The organism is Vibrio sp. Of14-4 (genome assembly GCF_022347625.1).
Lineage (GTDB): Bacteria > Pseudomonadota > Gammaproteobacteria > Enterobacterales > Vibrionaceae > Vibrio > Vibrio pristinus.
The window spans coordinates 68050-83047 of the sequence record NZ_JAKRGI010000003.1; the positions used below are offsets into that span (position 1 = coordinate 68050).

The 14998-nt window shown below is 42.5% G+C and carries 15 protein-coding genes; 4 read left to right on the top strand and 11 right to left on the bottom strand.

From position 1 onward, the window contains the following. Window positions 1-272: 272 nt before the first annotated feature. The 11 genes from MHN79_RS04115 to bolA form a co-directional block, all read right to left on the bottom strand. The gene (locus tag MHN79_RS04115) at window positions 273-1754 is read right to left on the bottom strand and encodes a transcriptional regulator (protein WP_239171831.1); all 1482 of its coding nucleotides are present in this window, start codon (window positions 1752-1754) and stop codon (window positions 273-275) included. A gap of 72 nt (window positions 1755-1826) precedes the next feature. After that, window positions 1827-2744, bottom strand: a complete 918-nt coding sequence (locus MHN79_RS04120) for a hypothetical protein (protein WP_239171832.1) — start codon at window positions 2742-2744, stop codon at window positions 1827-1829. Between the two features lie 166 nt (window positions 2745-2910). Beyond that, window positions 2911-3144: a (Na+)-NQR maturation NqrM gene (nqrM, locus tag MHN79_RS04125; protein WP_114785194.1), complete on the bottom strand. Its 234-nt coding sequence runs from the start codon at window positions 3142-3144 to the stop codon at window positions 2911-2913. 20 nt (window positions 3145-3164) lie between these two features. After that, on the bottom strand, window positions 3165-4169 hold the full coding sequence (locus MHN79_RS04130; RefSeq protein WP_239171833.1) for an FAD:protein FMN transferase: 1005 nt from the start codon (window positions 4167-4169) through the stop codon (window positions 3165-3167). Window positions 4170-4313: 144 nt separating this feature from the next. After that, complete coding sequence (gene nqrF, locus MHN79_RS04135; protein ID WP_239171834.1) at window positions 4314-5537, bottom strand: NADH:ubiquinone reductase (Na(+)-transporting) subunit F; 1224 nt, start codon at window positions 5535-5537, stop codon at window positions 4314-4316. Between the two features lie 33 nt (window positions 5538-5570). Continuing rightward, on the bottom strand, window positions 5571-6167 hold the full coding sequence (nqrE, locus tag MHN79_RS04140; RefSeq protein WP_152431091.1) for an NADH:ubiquinone reductase (Na(+)-transporting) subunit E: 597 nt from the start codon (window positions 6165-6167) through the stop codon (window positions 5571-5573). Between the two features lie 7 nt (window positions 6168-6174). Then, complete coding sequence (locus MHN79_RS04145; RefSeq protein WP_114785190.1) at window positions 6175-6807, bottom strand: NADH:ubiquinone reductase (Na(+)-transporting) subunit D; 633 nt, start codon at window positions 6805-6807, stop codon at window positions 6175-6177. Continuing rightward, window positions 6807-7577: a Na(+)-translocating NADH-quinone reductase subunit C gene (locus MHN79_RS04150; protein ID WP_114785189.1), complete on the bottom strand. Its 771-nt coding sequence runs from the start codon at window positions 7575-7577 to the stop codon at window positions 6807-6809. Before MHN79_RS04150 ends, MHN79_RS04145 begins: the two co-directional genes overlap by 1 nt. Then, entirely contained in the window at window positions 7567-8811 is a 1245-nt protein-coding gene (locus MHN79_RS04155; protein ID WP_239171835.1) for an NADH:ubiquinone reductase (Na(+)-transporting) subunit B, read from the bottom strand. Before MHN79_RS04155 ends, MHN79_RS04150 begins: the two co-directional genes overlap by 11 nt. Window positions 8812-8816: 5 nt before the next feature. After that, window positions 8817-10157: a Na(+)-translocating NADH-quinone reductase subunit A gene (locus MHN79_RS04160; RefSeq protein WP_239171836.1), complete on the bottom strand. Its 1341-nt coding sequence runs from the start codon at window positions 10155-10157 to the stop codon at window positions 8817-8819. 440 nt (window positions 10158-10597) lie between these two features. Further along, a complete protein-coding gene (bolA, locus tag MHN79_RS04165; RefSeq protein WP_239171837.1) occupies window positions 10598-10906 on the bottom strand; it encodes a transcriptional regulator BolA in 309 nt (102 codons plus the stop codon). Between the two features lie 133 nt (window positions 10907-11039). On the opposite strand from bolA, the gene MHN79_RS04170 reads away from it, so the two are divergent. From MHN79_RS04170 to MHN79_RS04185, 4 genes are all read left to right on the top strand, one after another. Then, window positions 11040-12170, top strand: coding sequence for a methyltransferase (locus MHN79_RS04170; RefSeq protein WP_160929525.1), 1131 nt, complete (start codon window positions 11040-11042; stop codon window positions 12168-12170). Window positions 12171-12216: 46 nt separating this feature from the next. Further along, on the top strand, window positions 12217-12786 hold the full coding sequence (locus MHN79_RS04175; RefSeq protein WP_239171987.1) for a YajG family lipoprotein: 570 nt from the start codon (window positions 12217-12219) through the stop codon (window positions 12784-12786). Next, complete coding sequence (locus tag MHN79_RS04180) at window positions 12786-13349, top strand: peptidylprolyl isomerase (RefSeq protein ID WP_239171838.1); 564 nt, start codon at window positions 12786-12788, stop codon at window positions 13347-13349. Before MHN79_RS04175 ends, MHN79_RS04180 begins: the two co-directional genes overlap by 1 nt. Window positions 13350-13562: 213 nt before the next feature. Beyond that, window positions 13563-14936 carry an MFS transporter gene (locus MHN79_RS04185; RefSeq protein WP_239171839.1) on the top strand — a complete coding sequence of 458 codons (1374 nt, stop codon included), beginning with the start codon at window positions 13563-13565 and terminating at the stop codon, window positions 14934-14936. Window positions 14937-14998: the final 62 nt, after the last annotated feature.

Here is a 14998-nt window from a genome sequence, read left to right on the forward strand (position 1 = left end):
GAAAATAAAGTTGCAAACTTCCAGATGCTTTTTTGTCGTCGTTTGTCTTTCGCTCTGAGAAGGTTTTGTCCCATTATCAGCTTCGACGATCAAACTCACATTTCAATTAATCGTGATTTCCCCAAATTTTACTCATGTGACGTTGGTAATATCTATGCATTGGCAGTGAGTGTTTAGAAATAAATGCTAGGTCGGTTCGGGACAAAAGCAGTTTAGTTTTAAACCTCTAATTGCCTCTACCTTAACCTTCGGGAAAAGGCTTTCCTACACACTTAATCGAATGAACTTAATCTTCTAATGGCCTTATTGGATTCCTCTGTTACCAACCGTAACCTTTTAATTTCCCGGTAAAACCTATTGTACTCAGTCAATCCATCACGTACTTCTCCTCCTTCAAGTTTTGTGTACCATGGAACACTGGAGAGGTTGTACTTATGTACTAACTCCTTAACTAATGGCCTCATGTTAAATGTCCACAAGCTAGATAGAACACCTCTGATAAGGTTGGTTTTTTCGAAGAAGTGCCTTATGAACTCATGCGTTTCATTTGTATGGGGCCGCTTTTCATATACTTTTAATTCATCGATAAATTCTTTCAAATATCTTTCAAAGATTTGTATATAACATGGCTGTTTATGATACTCATAGAGAGCATAAATTTCGGCAATTTGATACAGAGTAATGTTCTGGGATACATCTTCGATAGCCTTACTTTTAGCAACCATTCTTTTGATTTCATGCTCTCCAAAAGCAGTACTGATGTCGAAATGTGAGCTAGTAGTCTTATGGTATGAATCAACATACTCAGTCATTGGGTACACCTGATCTAAAATATCGAAGAAAGCTACAAGTGAATCAAAGTTAAGGTATTCTGGCTGGTTATCAGTCTCTAATATGTAGTTGATAGTTTTATCATTATCGATAATTTTAACCAGCTTCGAATACTCGTTTGCACTCAAGTTGAACTCTTTTTGTGTACTCCCCTTAGCCGCTTTGTAATAAGGAAGCTCACCTCCGAGGAAGGTTGCTAAGTGCTTAGTTGCTTGAATAACATCAAAATGAGATAAGTTGTTCGTAAAATCTGACCAACTGTACTCGTAAATCATTTCATTGCTAACGTCCTCAAGATGTTTGAGTATTTCTATAAGGTTGGTAAATCGAACTTTCAGTATCTCAATGCTGATAATAGGGGTATCTTCTAAATGTATTTGACTTTCATTATTTGCGGGATACCGAAATGTTTGGCCTGTAGCATCCATATCCGCGAGATCAGCAATAAAGGGGCTAAGTAGTTCAATGAATTGATTGAACCTACTGTCAATTAAAGGGGCATACTCTTCAATTAGATTCCAGATTTTACGAAGATCATGAGTCGAAGCCTCGTCAAGGCTTGGAAATGCTTCAAGACGACCTCGTAGCTCAGGATCTGCTTTGATTTTGCTATTGCGGTGACTGTCTAATCGGAACTTGCGATAGCCGGATAGTATTTTAAGATCGTTCCAAAACTTTTTGAGTTGTAATTCGACGGCATGCCTCATGTTGAAGCATATTGGGTAAACTAGATAATCGACGCTGTTTTCGAGTTTTTGGCTTGTTAGTGCGACGTTAATAACTTCCAGAGCTGCGCTGGAAAAACCTACTGCGTAGTCGATGTTTGACCGAGGAATTCCTTCTGGAGTACCACTGCCATTATTGCCTACCGTAGCGTTAAAGTGGCCATTGATACCTACAGAAAATGTCATATTTTCAGTCATTTGCTATGACTCCGTCTGGAAGATTAGTAGTTTGCAGTGGAAGATCTAGTTCACCTTGTAGATTTTAATCTCTCAGGATATCCCATAATATCCGCTTAAAGCTGCTCCAAGAATGTTCCCCGCTGCGGCGACACCTACATTCCAACTACCGTCAGCAGCCTTACCAACCATTTTTCCAATCCACCCACTCACTTTTGAGCCAAATCCAGAGTTAGGTTCAACTGCACCATCTTCGTCAATAGCCTGCTTTAAGTCTGAAATGTCACTAAACTCTACTAGGTGCCCACGTAAAGCATCTACTAGCTGTTCAAAGTCACCCTGAGTAACTGTCATATTTAAGTTTTGAGTTACGTTGCTGTTTTCTGTATTACCAAGAACACCTTGGAAATTACCGATGTGGATATTTTGCTGCGTCACTTGAGCCTTCTCCATTTCTTCTCTTGTGAACTGTATTCCATCCCCAACTACTCCATCAGCTTCAAGCTGCAAAGACCAGTCGAGAATTCGATTGCGGACTGTATCAATAATGCCTTGTAGTCGGGCTTGACTGATAAAAACCGTGAATTCACCTTCAAACTGGAACAAATTCTGCAAAGCCTGCTGCTGTGAGCCGGGGATTTGAGCTATTAAGCTACCATCACCTCCCAAAAGGTGCTCAATCTCCGCAATAGATTGATTGTTGGGGCGGACTGAGACTGAATTCTCTAGGTCTCTATCTGGAATTTGTGCAGGCATCCAGCCTTGATGTGGGTTAAAGCACTTTAGTGTTCCCTTGATTTTTCTATATTCGGGTACTTCTTTGCCTTTATAACCATTCAGTTCATCGGCTGTCCACTCTCGGAACTCCGAAAGCGCCAATTTGGTGGATACAGCATATGCTTTACGCAGAAGCTCTGTTATTGGGAACTTATTATCCAAAGAGTTATTTTGACCATCGACTCTAAATGATTTATGTCCAAAAACCAGATAGGACCCAAAATAAGCAGCCAAATACCCCCCAAAAAAAGTTGCGAACTTTATTGTCCTCTAACAGCAAACTAAGTGTGTCTAGATAGGTTGTCATTGATAATGACAGGTTTACGATAAAGTTTTGAAGATAAATAAGCCTGCTCTGAAGGATAAGAAAGCCCGACATTTCTAGTCGGGCCCATGTGTTCTATGCTATGCGGTCTTTTTCCCATGCGGCTAGCTTTTCAGCTCTGAGCGCTTCTCTTGCTTCGCGCTTTTTGCGTGCATCACAAGGCTCGGGACAATTGCATACTTTATCTACACCGACAGCCCCTAGCCCGCCGCAGCTGCCTTTTACCACTTTCTTTTGAAAGATATAACCGACAGACATGGCCGTTATAAAGGCGATAAACACACCAAAGGTGATCAGAAATGTACTCATAACAACATACTCACTAATTATTATTTATTAATATATGGCTTATACGCGTCTGACGCCAGTTCTATGAAGCCATCACTCGATTTTACAATCATAAATACGGGTATATTATTGTCGTTAGCGACCTTCATACCTTTATCTTCTCCAAGCACCATTAAGCCCGTTGCTAGACCATCAGCCGTCATAGAGGATTTATCGAGTACAGTAACAGAAACAACTTTATGGTTAATGGGTTTCCCCGTTTGTGGATTGATTATATGGGAGTATCTCACACCTTCTTTTTCGAAGTAATTACGATAATCACCTGACGTGGCAATCGCCATATCTCCTGGCTCGATGATTTCCTGTATGGCTCGCTCATCAACCGTGGGCTTTTCTATCGCTATTCGCCACTTAACGCCTTCGCGATTTAAACCCTTGAGACGCATCTCACCGCCGACTTCAACCATATAATTTAGTATGCCTTGCGACTCAATATAATCCGCTACCACATCAACCCCCCAGCCTTTTGCAATAGTAGAAAGGTCAACATACAAGTTTGGAATATCTTTCGACAGCGCATTGCCATTTACACTTAAGTGCTCAATTCCCGTCTCTGCTTTGCGTTTTTTAAGCTCATTGTCACTTGGCACCACTTCAGGACGTGCTTCAGGGCCAAAGCCCCATAGGTTCACCAGTGGACCAACCGTGACATCCAAAGCCCCTAATGTCAGATTATTAAGACGGATAGCCTCTTTCACTACAGTTGCCGTTTGCGGCGAAACTTCAAAAGGTTGCGAGCTTTCACTTTGATTAAAAAGACTTAATTCAGAATCAGTTCGATAGGTCGACATCTGATCATTCACTTGCTCAAGTAAGCGATCGACTTCTTTCTGTACCACATCAGGAGTGGGCTGGCCTTCGGCAACAATGTATTTAATGTTGTATGTCGTGCCCATAGTAGGGCCACTAAGATGGACTTGATCAACGGGCTTTTCACAGCCAGCAATAATGAACAGAGAAGCAAAAACAACAAGCCATTTTTTCACTTGTTTGACTCCTTATAACGAAATGAAGATAGTATATAAATCTGGATTCAAGATTCATCTTCTATCATCACTTTTAAATTACAGCGTAGGAAAAAATAATGGCTGACCTTGTAGGCCAGCCATACATATCAATAACTTAAAGTGTTAACCACCAAAGTCATCGAGTAGGATATTTTCATCCTCTACACCAAGGTCTTTCAGCATACCGATAACAGCAGCATTCATCATTGGTGGACCACACATGTAGTACTCACAGTCTTCAGGCGCTTCATGGTCCTTAAGATAGTTTTCATACAGAACGTTGTGAATGAAGCCTGTATAGCCATCCCAATTATCTTCGGGCATTGGATCAGACAGAGCACAGTGCCATACAAAGTTGTCGTTCTCTGCTTGCAATCCATCGAAGTCTTCTACGTAGAACATTTCTCGCTTAGAACGAGCACCGTACCAGAAAGACATCTTACGTGAAGATTTGAGACGCTTCAGTTGATCAAAGATATGAGAACGCATTGGCGCCATACCTGCACCACCACCAACAAATACCATTTCATTGTCAGTGTCTTTAGCAAAGAACTCACCAAACGGCCCTGAAATTGTACACTTATCACCTTCTTTTAGTGACCAAATATACGAAGACATAATGCCAGGTGGTACATCAGGATTGTTCGGCGGAGGCGTAGCAATACGGACGTTAAGCATAATTATGCCTTCTTCTTCCGGATAGTTAGCCATTGAATACGCACGAATAGTTTCGTCATTAACCTTAGATTCATAACGGAACAAATTAAACTTATCCCAATCCTCACGATACTCATCAGGAATATCGTAATCGGCGTACTTAACGTGATGCACTGGCGCTTCAATCTGAATGTATCCGCCAGCACGGAAAGGTACTGACTCACCATCAGGGATCTGAAGCTTTAGCTCTTTAATGAAAGTTGCTTTGTTATCGTTAGAAATAACAGAACACTCCCACTTTTTAACACCAAAAATCTCTTCAGGAAGTTCAATATCCATGTCAGTTTTCATTGCAACCTGACAGGCTAAACGCTCACCTTCACGCGCTTCACCTTTTGTAATATGGTCAAGCTCGGTAGGCAAGATGTCACCACCACCTGATTTGATTTTTACACGGCACTGACCACAAGAGCCACCGCCACCACAAGCAGAAGATACGAATACGCCGGCACCTGCTAGCGCACTCAGTAATTTGCCACCTGGTTGTGTAACAATGGCCAATGAAGGGTCATCGTTAACAGAAATTGTAATGTCACCTGTTGGTACAAGCTTAGATTTAGCGAAAAGAATCACTAGTACTAAAGCCAGTACAATCAGAGTAAACATCACTACACCAAGAATAATATCCATTGACTATTCCTTTATTGTTGCGGTCTACCCGACTTACAGTTGAACACCAGAGAAAGACATAAAGCCCAACGCCATTAGACCTACGGATATAAATGTGATGCCAAGACCACGTAATCCAGGAGGTACATCAGAATACTTCATTTTCTCTCGGATACCTGCAAGAGCGACAATCGCTAGCATCCAACCCACACCTGAGCCGAATCCATAAACGACAGACTCTGCAAAGTTGTAATCACGTTGAACCATGAAAGATACACCACCAAAGATCGCACAGTTTACTGTGATCAATGGCAGGAAGATCCCAAGCGCGTTATACAAAGGTGGGAAAAAGCGGTCCAACACCATTTCTAGGATCTGTACTAGAGCCGCGATAACACCGATAAAGGTAATGAAGTTTAGGAAGCTAAGGTCAACCCCAGCGACCAAGGCATTCTCTTTAAGAACTAGGTTGTATACTAAGTTGTTGACGGGTACTGAGATAGTCAGTACAACAACAACAGCAACACCAAGACCGAAAGAGGTCTTTACTTTCTTAGATACGGCAAGGAAAGTACACATACCCAAGAAGAAGGACAAAGCCATGTTCTCGATAAAAATCGATTTAACTAACAGACTAATGTAATGTTCCATGACTCTCTTACTCCTTCGCTTCTACTTGTTCTGGCTTAAGAATACGGATTGCCCAAATCAGGAAGCCGATTAAGAAGAACGCAGATGGGGCAAGTAGCATCAAACCATTAGGCTGATACCAACCACCATTGCTCACTAGAGGCAACACTTCGATACCAAATAGCTTGCCTGAGCCAAGCAATTCGCGGAAGAAACCAACAGTGATAAGAACGAAGCCATAACCCAAACCGTTACCGATACCATCAATGAAAGAAGGTAGTGGTGCTGATTTCATTGCGAATGCTTCCGCACGGCCCATTACGATACAGTTGGTTATGATAAGACCCACGAATACCGAAAGCTGTTTAGAAATATCGTAAAGATAGGCTTTAAGTATTTGGTCAACCACGATAACAAGAGAAGCGATAATTGCCATTTGGACAATGATTCGCACACTATTTGGAATATGGTTACGGATCAAAGAAACGAAAAAGTTAGACATAGCAGTTACAAAGGTTACCGCTAGCGTCATAACAAATGCAGTTTCCAGTTTGGTTGTTACTGCAAGCGCAGAACATACACCAAGAACCTGAAGCGCAATTGGGTTGTTATCCAATACAGGCGCTAAAATGCTCTTTTTAACGTTTTGTGCACTAGACATTAGTTCAGACCTCCGTCACGAACTTTTGCTAGGAACGGGCCAAAGCCCATATCCCCTAACCAGAAGTCAAATGTGTGTTGAACGCCATTACTGGTTAATGTTGCCCCAGATAGACCATCGACACCATGCTCAGAACCAGCCGGAGCACCACCTTTAACGACTTTAATCGCAGGCTTGTGGTTTTCATCGAACAATTTCTTGCCGACCCACTGAGCTCTCCATGATGGGTTTTCAACCTCACCACCAAGTCCAGGTGTTTCACCTTGCTCGTAATAGGTAATCCCTGACACTGTGTTGCCATCCGTTTCTACGGCAACAAAAGCGTACATCATTGACCATAGGCCATTACCATGAACGGGTATAATAACCCGAGAGACAGTATCGCCTTGCTTAACGAGATAAATAGTACCTACATTAGCTCGTCGAAGTATCTTAGCTTGGTCTTCGTCAGGACTTAACTTAATTGACGTAGCTGGGTCTTTAGCTGCTTTACGCTGGTCATAGGTTGCAGCGTCGCCGTCAACAAAATCACCAGTTTTGAAATCAACCAAACGCGCTTCGATAAATTCAGAGAAAAGCTCAGGAACTTTTTTTCCGTCAGTATCGATACCAGCAACTTCGATAATTTTAGTTTGCTTATCCAGCACAGCGTTCGCTTTTTGTTGATCTCGCAAACCTACAGCGGCTGTTGATACTATGATTGAACAAACAAGGCTCAACCCGATAACAACACCCAGCGTCTTTTTAATGCTGTCGTTATTACTTGCCATAACGTGCTAATCTCCGCTTGATGTTCTTCTCGATAACTATATGGTCGAACAAAGGTGCAAATAGGTTCGCAAATAGAATCGCAAGCATCATCCCTTCTGGGTAAGCCGGATTCACAACACGAATCAACACACACATCAAACCAATAAGTATTCCGTACCACCATTTGGCATTGTTAGTGAACGAAGCAGATACTGGATCTGTCGCCATAAAGAACATACCGAATGCAAAACCACCCAAAACTAGGTGCCAATGCCATGGCATATTGAACATTGGGTTAGTATCTGAGCCGACTAGATTGAATAATGTTGCTGTTGCAATCATACCAATCATGACACCAGCGATGATTCTCCACGACGCAATGCGCATATATACGATCATTGCAGCACCAATCATTAGCGCTAACGTAGACACTTCACCGATAGAACCTGGAATGTTACCAATAAACGCATCCATCCAAGTAATTGGAGCACCGGTAACGGTATTCATCAAAGCACCGTTACCACCTTGAGCCCACTGACTCAAAGCTGTTGCGCCAGAGAAGCCATCAGCAGCAGTCCAAACTACATCTCCGGAAATTTGTGCTGGGTAAGCAAAGAACAAGAACGCACGACCAGCAAGCGCAGGGTTTAAGAAGTTACGACCTGTACCACCAAAGATCTCTTTAGCAACCACAACACCGAAGGTAATACCGAGGGCTGCTTGCCACAGAGGAAGCGTTGGAGGAACAATGAGTGCGAACAAAATGGAAGTCACAAAGAAACCTTCGTTAACTTCGTGCTTACGCACCATACAGAAAAGTACTTCCCAAAAACCACCAACAACAAATACTGTTGCATAAATAGGTAGGAAGTAAGTCGCACCCAAGAGCATTTTACTGCCCCAGCCTGCATCGACTGCAAGAGTGCCGCCGAGCATTTCCGTCAGCCAGTAGTGCCAGTTGCCAGCAACAATTGAGGCAAACTCATCACCAGCGTACATGTGATTCAAGGCCGCTATAGCTTGGCCACCAGCGTTATACATTCCCCAGAACATCGCAGGGAAAACCGCTAACCAAACCATGATCATGATGCGTTTTAGGTCAACGCTGTCACGAACATGCGAACTTTTCTTCGTAATTAGACCTGGAGTGTAGAATACTGTCGCAACAGCTTCGTACAGAGCAAACCATTTTTCATGCTTACCACCAGGCTCAAAATGATGTTCAATGTCTTCAAGATACTTTTTCAGAGCCATGAAAATCACCCTTCCTTCTCGATCGTGTCTAGGCATTCACGAAGCAATGCTCCGTACTCATACTTACCCGGACATACAAAGGTACACAATGCCAGATCTTCTTCATCCAGTTCTAGCGCACCTAATGCTTGAGCACTGTCAGTATCGCCCGCACATAGGTCGCGAAGTAGCAAAGTAGGTTCCATATCCAGCGGCATAATACGTTCGTAGTTGCCAATTGGCACCATAGAGCGATCACTACCATTGGTCGTTGTAGTCATGTTAAACAACTGACCTTTGAAAATATGGCCTAAATAGGCACGCGTTATCGAGAACTTATTTTTGCCAGGCGTTGCCCAACCGAACAGCTCTTTATCACGACCTTCACGTAAGACTGAAATCTGTACATGATAGCGACCAAGATAAGCATGCGGACCGGAAGCCTGAGTTCCTGAAAGAACTGAGCCTGAGATAATACGAACTTCACCTGGCATTAATTCACCATCCGTTAGGTCAGCAACGTTTGCTCCCTGAATGGTGCGAATTAAGCGGGGGTTATTAACAACAGGGCCAGCAAGTGAAATAACACGCTCTGAGTAGAGTTCACCAGTTAGGAACAACTTACCGAATGCAATCACATCCTGATAGTTAATACTCCAAGCAACATTCTCTGCATTTACTGGATACAGGAAATGCATGTGAGTGCCGGCAAGTCCTGCTGGATGGGGGCCGTCAAAAACATGTTCCTCAACATTGCTTTGAGAAGAACGAGGAAGACTGGTGCCGGCTTTACAAACGTAAACTTTGCCATCAGTCAAAGTTGAAAGTACATCCAGACCTGCAACGAATGCTTCCTGCTGTTCATTAATGACCAACTCAGGCTGAACCGCCAATGGATTAGTATCCATAGCAGTAACAAAAATTGCCTGTGTAGAAGATTCAATAGCTGGAACCTTGCTAAAGGGACGAGTACGCAAAGCGGTCCAAAGACCAGAATCAACAAGCTGAGTTTTAACCACATCACGGCTAATTCCAGCTATTTGTCCTGCTTCAAACTGATCGAACTTAACCTGCTCTTCACCTGCCACTTCGATCACTACGGATTGAAGGACACGTTTAGCGCCACGGTTAATCTCGACCACTTTACCACTTGCTGGTGAAGTAAATTTCACGCCCGGATTCTTCTTGTCTTCAAAAAGAACTTGAGCTTTTTTTACTTCATCACCTACGCGAACATGCATGGTAGGACGCATGCCGACGTACTCTTCGCCAAGCAAGGCGACTTTCTTGATGGTTTTACCATCATTAATCACCTGGGTAGGAGTTCCTGCGATTGGCAGGTCCAAACCCTTCTTTATTGTAATCATACGCACTTGCACTACTTTTATCGGGAAAAAGATTCATTGATTGCGTAACTTTTAGACACGACATTAGTGTCCGGTTTTGATGCTTTTTAAAACACCAAAATCGCAACATCCTATTAAAAACCTCGCTACAAATTTAGTCGAGATTTATCAGGTGCGGTAGTCTATCATCTTTTTAGAAGTATACGCCATGACCAAAGAAAGGAATCAGATATATATTTCGAAGGATTTGAGTTTAAAAGGTTAAGTATTGGTCATAAGTTTGAACCACCGCACAAACAGCAATAACCACACGCCTCATAATGCTTTGTTTTATTCATAGTATGAAACACTTAGCAATCGAGCTAATCAAGCCGTGTATTTGTATATTTAGTGTTAAATATTTGGTTAATTAATAACCAGGAAAATATTAAGTGCCACTACGACCTTTATAATACGCTATACTACTTGGATCCACCCAAACACATTGGACTATCAGGAGCCACCTGATTTTGTTTATTCCACTCGTCCATCGTGTAAGTATGAATAGAGAGTGCGTGGATATGATTTGCGAGTTCATATGCCAAAACTTGGTTGACCTGCCGGTGCCGGCCAATCAATCTCTGTCCTGCAAACTTTTCACTGACGATGATGACTTTAAAATGACTTTCTGAACCCTCTGGCACATTGTGCATATAACTTTCGTTTATTACCTCAAGGTGAGCCGGTTCAAAGTAATCGGAGAGTTTCGCTTCTATTGCTTCATGTACCATTACGTCAACCTAAATGCGAATTGCTTCTGTCCAGGAATGATACTCTTGTTATACATAAAGCTAAAGGTTTTAGTTTTAACTACCTTCTGCTTCTGCGACAATTTATCGTATACATTTCCATACCATTACAAATATGAAAACTAAACTTGCGCTTCACCAACGCACTTTAACTCTTCATCGCTACCCCAAAAGGAATAACGAAACACTTCAAGCTTGGGATGCTGGAGATGAATACCTCATAAACCACATGGAAGAATTGGACATTACCCCTGGCAAACATATTTTGATCCTAAACGATAGTTTCGGTGCGCTAAGCTGCTGGTTTGCTCTTAACCATCAGGTTACCTTGATGAGTGACTCTCATGTTGCACATCAAGCGACACAGCAAAACCTAGCGGATAATCAAAGTAACAATATCACCTTATGCAGCACGCTAGCCAATATCCCAGCTCACGTAGATTACGTCTTAATGCAAATCCCAAGAAACAATCGCCATCTTACATGGCAGTTGAATCAATTAAGACTCAGTTTGGGTGAGGCTGTACCTGTCATTGCGGTGAATAAGGCAAAAGAAATCCATTCTTCAACACTCAAATTGTTCGAAAAATATTTAGGAAGCACTCATACCTCTCTCGCTTGGAAAAAGCACCGCCTAGTTTTTTCTACCCCTGATGCTCCAAACGTTATTGCCGTCGACCCCGCCACTAAATGGAAAGTTGAGCCGCATAAATTTGAACTGAAGAACTTGCCCAATGTCTACTCGGGAGAAAAGCTCGACCAAGGCGCTCGCTTTATGCTCGAACATTTACCAAATGGCTTAACCACAGAACGAGTCATTGATCTTGGATGTGGGAATGGCGTGCTATCAGTAAAGCTAGGACTCGAAAACCCCGATATAAGTATTACATGCGTAGACGAAAGTTACATGGCAACAGCCTCTGCAAAGGAAAATCTACTCGATGCTCTTGGTTCTGATAGACAAATAGAATGTATCACCAATAACTGTCTGGATGGGTTCCAAACCGACAGTGCAGAGCTGGTTTTGTGCAATCCTCCCTTTCATCAACAACAAGCTATAACGGATCACATAGCATGGCAAATGTTCTGTGATGCGAAGCATGTTCTTTGCAATGATGGAAAATTATTAGTTATCGGCAATCGACACCTCGGCTACGATGTAAAGTTATCTAAGTTGTTTGGTAAGCCTAAGGTCAAGCTTATCGCCTCAAATAAGAAATTTGTTATTTTACAGGCAACTAAATAGTTCACTATCATGTCTCTATATTAGAGTTACGTTAAAGGAAATTATGATGAGAAAACTGGTTCTAGCCGCTTCAGTGGCGTTACTTACTGCATGCGCCTCCCCTCAACAAGAACAGCTAAACTTTATGCCTCAGCCTGTTCTGAGCAACAGCAACCTTGTTCAAAATGCAAATTTTACGCTCACAAGTAAAGATGTTCGCTCAGCGCAATACGTAGCATTGATAGATAGCGGACGTTCTAACATTGAACCAATACACTCAAGACAAAATGTTCGCATCAGTATTGAGAATGCCTTATTAGAGCAATTCCAATCCCAAGGTTTTAACAGCACAGTCAACAGCGAAAACTCTGTAAGTGTGGAGATACAAGAAGCACTCGTATCTGTGAAACACTCGGTCATGGCCAATGAAATGGACGGCAAGGTCGTACTCGAAATCACCGCTGAAACTCCCAATGGTAAGCTAGTGAAAACTTACACGGGGACCGCAAAAAGAAATGGAGCACTAAGCGCATCAGATGATGAAATAGGTATGGTACTCAACGATGTGACTAACTTAGTGTTAAAAGAAGTTGCCAACGACCGTGAACTCAAAGACTACATGCAGGAGCGCTTCTAATGTGGAAGACAATCATTGCCTCATTGGCGCTTTTTAGTAGCCTAGCTTTTGCTGGGCCTAAAGTCGTATTTGAAACCACTTTAGGCGCATTTACCGTTGAGCTCGATAAAGAAAAGGCACCGATTTCAGTCGCCAATTTTGTAAAATACGTCAAAGATGGCAGTTATATAGGTACGCAATTTCATCGGGTCATTCCTGGCTTTATGGCTCAAGGTGGTGGATTAGACAAAGACATGAACCTTGTACCTACTTATGCTCCGATTAAAAATGAAGCATCTAATGGGTTAAAAAACCAAGTCGCAACAATCGCGATGGCCAGAACCAGCGATCCGAATTCAGCTACTCGCCAGTTTTTCATTAACTACAAGGATAATAACTTCCTTGATTACAACAAAAATGACAAAACGAAACCTTTAACAGACGGCTACGCTGTTTTTGGTAAAGTCATCAGGGGCTTTGATACTGTCAAAAACATGAGCAAAGTATCAACGACAACCAAAGGTCGCTACCGTGACGTCCCTGACCCGGCAATCATCATCACTAAAACAACTTTAGTACCCTAAATTAAGAGCAAGCTCTAACCTAGCAGGTTGGAGCTGTTTGTTATTGATAAATAAATTATTAGTGAACATAATCATCTCGCCTTATTAAGGGCTAAGCAATATTTTTAACCACTATGACTTAAGCTGGTTTAAAGAGCTTAAGTATCTAGCTCCGGCCTAAAGGGTAAGAGCTACTTGTGATTGTATACATTTAAACGCTATTAGGATGAGTTCATGTCAATCAATTCCTGTTCCAAATCGTGGCTAGCAACTCTACGTAGCTATTCAGACAAAAGATTGCTCTGGGTATTCATGTTAGGCTGCTCTAGTGGCTTTCCTTGGGTACTGATTGGTTCAAATATGTCTGGCTGGCTAAAAGACGCCGGTCTAACACGAGCAGCAATCGGCTATTTTGGCAGTGTCTTTGCTGTCTATGCGATCAATTTTCTTTGGGCACCATTAGTTGACCGAATTAAGCTTCCATTGCTCCATACTTTCTTAGGGCAACGCAGAAGCTGGATTTTCTTTTGTCAATCACTGGTCTTAATCTGCACCATAGGGATAGCAGGAGTTGATCCAGCAGAAAACCTGCTGTTCACATCCATGCTAGCACTTGCGATTGCAATCTCGTCCGCTACTCAAGACATTGCTATCGATGCTTTTCGTATTGATACTTTCCCAAAATCAGATTCCTCCAAACTACCTCAAGCTTCAGCAATGGCGGTAATGGGATGGTGGACAGGGTATTCTCTACCTGGTTATGTGGCATTTATCAATGCAGACACCATTGGCTGGAATGGAGTTTATTACGGAATGGCCATCATAGTCGCTGTGTTGATGCTGTTTACTCTTTTAGTTGGTGAGCCCGAGACTGACCGAGAGAAATTACAAGCAGCAGCCGAAGATCGCCACAGCAAGGTAGTTGGAAATAGAGTGATAGCATGGTTAACGGTTACCGTTATCGAACCCTTCTTGGATTTCTTCAAGCGCAATGGGACACGTGTCGCTCTCACACTGCTATTATTTGTATTCTTATTTAAAATCGGTGAAGCCTTCCTTGGCCGAATGTCGATTGCTTTTTACAAGGAAATCGGGTTCTCAAATGAGCAGATTGGCTATTACTCTAAGCTCATAGGTTGGGGACTAACGACGCTGTTCACCCTAGTAGGCAGCATGGTCAACGTCAGATTTGGTATTGTTCGAGGGTTGATGATTGGTGGTGTCACTATGTCGGCGAGCAACTTAATGTTTGCATGGATAGCATCAGTGGGACCAAATGAGCACCTATTCTTGGCAACCATCATTGTCGATAACTTCACAACGGCATTTTCCACGGTTGCCTTTGTGTCTTTCCTAACCGTTCTCACTGGCCAAGCATTTTCGGCGACCCAATACGCCCTGCTCGCATCACTTGGTAATTTGGGGCGCACAACCCTGGCATCCTTCAGTGGTGAGTTGGTCGATTATTTAAATGATTGGTCCACATTCTTTATCATTACCTGTTTAATGGTGATTCCAAGCCTGATAATGCTGTATTCGCTTCGCCACCATTTCACCGACTTACTGAACAAAGCTCAGCAAAACGATAACGAAGAAAATCACGGTTGAACGAATAGACAAAAGGAATAAAAAAGGCTTGGTTTTATCACCAAGCCTTTTCCTATTTAGTG

Bases quoted from the DNA above. Each gene is read 5' to 3' on its own strand.
- MHN79_RS04180 (WP_239171838.1), top strand. From the start codon at position 12,786: ATGTGGAAGACAATCATTGCCTCATTGGCGCTTTTTAGTAGCCTAGCT.
- MHN79_RS04145 (WP_114785190.1), bottom strand. From the start codon at position 6,807: ATGTCTAGTGCACAAAACGTTAAAAAGAGCATTTTAGCGCCTGTATTG.
- nqrF (WP_239171834.1), bottom strand. From the start codon at position 5,537: ATGGATATTATTCTTGGTGTAGTGATGTTTACTCTGATTGTACTGGCT.
- MHN79_RS04160 (WP_239171836.1), bottom strand. From the start codon at position 10,157: ATGATTACAATAAAGAAGGGTTTGGACCTGCCAATCGCAGGAACTCCT.
- MHN79_RS04115 (WP_239171831.1), bottom strand. From the start codon at position 1,754: ATGACTGAAAATATGACATTTTCTGTAGGTATCAATGGCCACTTTAAC.
- MHN79_RS04150 (WP_114785189.1), bottom strand. From the start codon at position 7,577: ATGGCAAGTAATAACGACAGCATTAAAAAGACGCTGGGTGTTGTTATC.
- nqrM (WP_114785194.1), bottom strand. From the start codon at position 3,144: ATGAGTACATTTCTGATCACCTTTGGTGTGTTTATCGCCTTTATAACG.
- MHN79_RS04170 (WP_160929525.1), top strand. From the start codon at position 11,040: ATGAAAACTAAACTTGCGCTTCACCAACGCACTTTAACTCTTCATCGC.
- nqrE (WP_152431091.1), bottom strand. From the start codon at position 6,167: ATGGAACATTACATTAGTCTGTTAGTTAAATCGATTTTTATCGAGAAC.
- MHN79_RS04185 (WP_239171839.1), top strand. From the start codon at position 13,563: ATGTCAATCAATTCCTGTTCCAAATCGTGGCTAGCAACTCTACGTAGC.
- bolA (WP_239171837.1), bottom strand. From the start codon at position 10,906: ATGGTACATGAAGCAATAGAAGCGAAACTCTCCGATTACTTTGAACCG.
- MHN79_RS04175 (WP_239171987.1), top strand. From the start codon at position 12,217: ATGAGAAAACTGGTTCTAGCCGCTTCAGTGGCGTTACTTACTGCATGC.
- MHN79_RS04155 (WP_239171835.1), bottom strand. From the start codon at position 8,811: ATGGCTCTGAAAAAGTATCTTGAAGACATTGAACATCATTTTGAGCCT.